Consider the following 3,939-nt stretch of genomic DNA (forward strand, 5'->3'; position numbering starts at 1 on the left):
CCGTTCTCGGCGGGGATTCGTCGCACGACCTCCAAATCCTCCGCAGGGAACTGCGTCCCGCAGTTGGTGCAAGTGTTGTTGTCCAACTGCTTCCGGAAGACGATCCGGTACGCCCAGTCTGGTGGGTAGTCGCCCCGGTAGCTGTCAGGGTCGTCGTACTGCGATTCGATACCTTCCTTCATTCTACTCGACACTTCCACCCGTCTCCGTATTTAAGGCGCGGGGTCGTTTTGTGCCGCGCCTGCCAGCTGGGCGCGCCGGTCGGTGCGCTCGGTGTTTTCCATGTCTTCTGAGGCTCGACACTCTTGGTCAGCGGCGGCTGTCGGCGATGCACAGCAGGCTGAGTATATCGGGTTCCTCCATCGCGAGCCCTTCGTAATCGATGCTTACCGGCTTGGATTCGCCGTCGGCGTTCGCGAGGACTACACCTACCAGTCCAAACTGCGGAACGTCGACGTCCCGATTGAGATTCTAGACAACGACTTTCGGAATCCTGACCTTGACCAGTATATCGAGCGCTTCGAGCAGTACGAGCCATCGGTCGGGATGCTTGGCGACGCATACGACCAGCAGGAGGCGCGCCGGTACAACCAAGCCGCACGGGAGCTGAAACGGAAGTTTCCGGGGACAGAGGCCATTATCGTCCCGAAGTGCCGCGACGCAATCGACGTGATCGACGACGACATCATCTTGGGCTATCCGATGGGCTACTCCGACCAGACAGCCGACGAGTACACGGACATTATAGACTGGCGGGGGCGGCGCGTGCATCTGCTGGGGGCAAGTCCGACGAAGCAGTATCCAGTGATCGAGGAGCTAACACAGCCGCGTGTGACTGGCGAGGAGCCAGCCGATATCGTTGGCGTCGACTGGAACGGGGTTCACCTTGCGGCACTTCACGGCGAGTATTTTTCGCCACACGGCTACGGGAGTGCGGACCACCTCTCGATCCGGGAGACGGTTCGAGAGAGCCTGCGACACATCCGGTCATACTGGAAATCGCGGGGTGTGTGGCCCACCGTGGAGAAAAACCGGAGCCCGCTAACAGCGGAACCGATGGACCCCGTCTGGGCTGCTGACGGTTCGAGAGCAACTGTGAGTGGCCTTGAGGATGCGATTGTTGTTGAGTACGAGAACGGACAGACGCTCGCGTACCGGAGCCAACACGAGCGAGACAGAGTGGAATACCGGGCAGGACTTACTCCCAGTGAAGTTCACGGCTAGAGCCGAACGTGTCGTCTCAGAGAGTTTTGTGACTCCCCGTAGGACGAGGGAGTACCAGTGAGCACGAAACCGTCACAGGAGACAGCACCACAGTACAGTTGCCCAAATTGCGGTTGCACGAAAGCGCGAGACTACGGAAACGACGGTACGAGAGAATGTTCCGGATGCGGACGGAATGCCACGCCAGTCCGGAAGAACTACCGTGCAATTTTGGATCCAGACAAAATCATGCCCGAGGTACTTGACGCACCTTCGGACCACCCAGAAGCACATCTGCCCGAAGCGCTGCCAGACGGTCACAACTACTGATTCTGGCTCCTGATTTTCTGACTCCCTCTCTGGATGAGGGAGACAGATGACTACCACTCAGACTGAGCGGACTCGTGGCCGCTTCGTACTCATCGGATGTGGCGACGCGAAAACCGACGATCCAGCTGAGGCTCGTGACCTCTATACTTCGTCGTACTTCGCGGTCAAGCGGTCGTGTGCTGAGGCGGCTGTCCAGTGGGCTCGAACCGCTGACCGACGAGCGAACACTTGGGCGGTTCTCTCTGCAGAACACGGGATCTTGATGCCCCGGCAGACGGTCGCTCCGTATGATACGACTATCGAGGACCTGCGCGGCGAACCCATCGAGGGAGAAGCCAATTATCGGCTGCCGTCAGGGGAACAGGTCGAAACCAGCCTTGACCGCTGGGCGCTCCGTGTCCACTCATCGCTGGGCGATTGGCTCCGGCGGCCATACGCTGCCGATCAGCAGGAGTCCCCCTGCCGGGAGTTGGTTGTTCTGGCCGGCAGCGACTACGTCGACGCGCTGCGTGAGCGCGGTATCTTCGACGGACGGCCAACTGCGATTCGGACTGGACGAGAGACGTACACTGCCCTTCCGCCGAAAGCAACAGTTCGCTTCCCCTTCCAAGAGCGTGACTTCGACGGGATGTTCGACCAGATGGGCTGGCTTTCAGACCGGGCCGAAGAACTCTCGTCGGCAGCGGCTCCAGCCCGACGATCAGAACTTTCGGCCTTTGACGGGGGCTTCGAGCGTGACTCTGCTACGTGGCAAACAGGCCACAGTGGCGTCGACGTCGAGGGGACTGAGCAGGCAGGGCTGGATGCATTCGAGAACGTCCCCGAACGGTTCCTTGCCACGAGACAAACGAGTCTTGCGACCGACGGCGGGGAAGGAGAACAGGGTGGATAGCGTGCAAACCCGCGATACCGACTGTGTTAACCAACACTCATCGCTTCTGTTGGTTANNCCAACGGCGACCCGTTCACCGCACCCCTCGGGATTCGATTTGCCAATCATGTCGCCGTGGAGCCAATCGACAGAGAGACCGCAGCCGCCGTCTACGAGGCGCATCACTCCTACATGGGGTCACTGCCATCGGTCAACCTCGCTCACCACGGGCTGTACTTTCAGGACTCGCTAGTCGGGGCTATCACGTACCGGTATCCACTGATCTCGAAGAAGCGAATCCGGTACGGCGTCGACGGCCAGCTCTGTCCTGAACCAGTCGAGATCGAGAGCCTTCCAGCGGAGATTCGAGCGACTGCCCGCCAGGTGCTTCCGTCGGCGGACACGCCAGTCGTTGACAGCGAAGTGGTATCCGGTGACTCGCTCGTCGAGGCCGCGCGTATCTGCATGGGCGTTCGGATGCCGAACCTCGCGTCGGCAGCGCTGGCCCGCTCACAGGAGCGATTCTTGCAGGCTGACGACCGTGACACTCGCTTCTTGTTAACGTGGGTTCGCTCGGACTACGATGGAGCGATGGTTCGGGCGCTGCAAGACAAGGGCTGGACCTGCACGGGCTACCGCGAACCAGGGCAGGCAAGCAACCGCGAGGACAAGCCGATTCGTGAGCGCTACAAGTGGCGCTTTCTCTGTCCCGTGGACACTGCTCGCGAGCAGTCAACACTTGCACGGTGGTCTCAGTGACCGACGTCCAGCCCGAGGCAACGGCTGAGTGCTGTCGATTCTGTGGGGTGAGGGCTGATATCTCCGGCGAAGCGTACACGTATGTCCGGTGGCCCGACGAAGTGGACCGAGAAGACGGCGTGTTTCGATTCACGATTTGTCGGGAGTGTGCGCTTCAGGACCGCGATAACGTTGAGCAGGCCGCTTCGCTCTTCCACGAGGCAGATCGAGACCATCTCGTCACCTGCGATGTCTGTGGAGCTGTAGGGTGCCGGACCGCCAGCACTCGCCGGCCAGCAGCGGAGACGTATCGGCTCGCAAGTATCATCTCCTGGTCGGTGAGTATCAACGGCTTCGGCGGGGCAACGCACTCTTGTAGTGAATGTAGCCCTATCCTGCCGGTCGACTGTGTGAAACGTCCTGACCGGACATACGACGACGGAGTGCCGCATCTCGTCGAGCCCCCGTTTGACTCTGGTGGGAGGACAGCAGGCGATGCTTCAGCAGACAGTATACAGGTCGAGATCGGCGGGTGGACTGGGTAGCCGGCGGTAGTTCCACGGAACCGGTAGGTCTGGTCCGCTAATGAGCAGTACAGATGAATGAGTGTCCAGTGGCCCCCCGCGACATTTTTTCAGCAGGGGTGCTAGCTTCCAGTTTAGCACCTTCAGCCCTCATCACTGGACACTATTATATGAGTGGTTTCTATATGTAAATTTTATGCCTTTTTCAACCCGCAGTCTTATTGAGCGGGGCCTTGTTGAAACCCTCATTCGGTGATAGTTCCCCCAAACCCT

The 3,939-nt window shown here is 59.8% G+C and carries 3 protein-coding genes and 2 pseudogenes; 4 read left to right on the plus strand and 1 reads right to left on the minus strand.

Going from position 1 to position 3,939, the window contains the following annotated elements; translation table 11 throughout:
* Positions 1-182 (minus strand): annotated as a pseudogene (locus AV929_RS10525) (HNH endonuclease); the annotation flags it as partial.
* Positions 183-282: 100 nt separating this feature from the next.
* On the opposite strand from AV929_RS10525, the gene AV929_RS10530 reads away from it, so the two are divergent.
* The 4 genes and pseudogenes from AV929_RS10530 (at position 283) to AV929_RS22955 (ending at position 3,687) form a co-directional block, all read left to right on the plus strand.
* The gene (locus AV929_RS10530) at positions 283-1,224 is read left to right on the plus strand and encodes a DUF6610 family protein (protein WP_064288225.1); all 942 of its coding nucleotides are present in this window, start codon (positions 283-285) and stop codon (positions 1,222-1,224) included.
* Positions 1,225-1,579: 355 nt separating this feature from the next.
* Positions 1,580-2,425: a DUF6884 domain-containing protein gene (locus AV929_RS10535; protein WP_064288226.1), complete on the plus strand. Its 846-nt coding sequence runs from the start codon at positions 1,580-1,582 to the stop codon at positions 2,423-2,425.
* A 60-nt stretch (positions 2,426-2,485) separates the two neighbouring features.
* Positions 2,486-3,163, plus strand: a pseudogene (locus AV929_RS10540) (hypothetical protein); the annotation flags it as partial.
* The gene (locus AV929_RS22955) at positions 3,160-3,687 is read left to right on the plus strand and encodes a hypothetical protein (RefSeq protein ID WP_369802654.1); all 528 of its coding nucleotides are present in this window, start codon (positions 3,160-3,162) and stop codon (positions 3,685-3,687) included. The pseudogene AV929_RS10540 and the gene AV929_RS22955, both read left to right, overlap by 4 nt.
* Positions 3,688-3,939 lie beyond the last annotated feature (252 nt).

Source organism: Haloarcula sp. K1, from assembly GCF_001647155.1.
Taxonomy (GTDB): domain Archaea; phylum Halobacteriota; class Halobacteria; order Halobacteriales; family Haloarculaceae; genus Haloarcula; species Haloarcula hispanica.

Excerpts from the sequence above, each read along its gene's own strand:
- AV929_RS10530 (WP_064288225.1), top strand. The coding sequence starts at position 283 with ATGTCTTCTGAGGCTCGACACTCTTGGTCAGCGGCGGCTGTCGGCGAT.
- AV929_RS10535 (WP_064288226.1), top strand. The coding sequence starts at position 1,580 with ATGACTACCACTCAGACTGAGCGGACTCGTGGCCGCTTCGTACTCATC.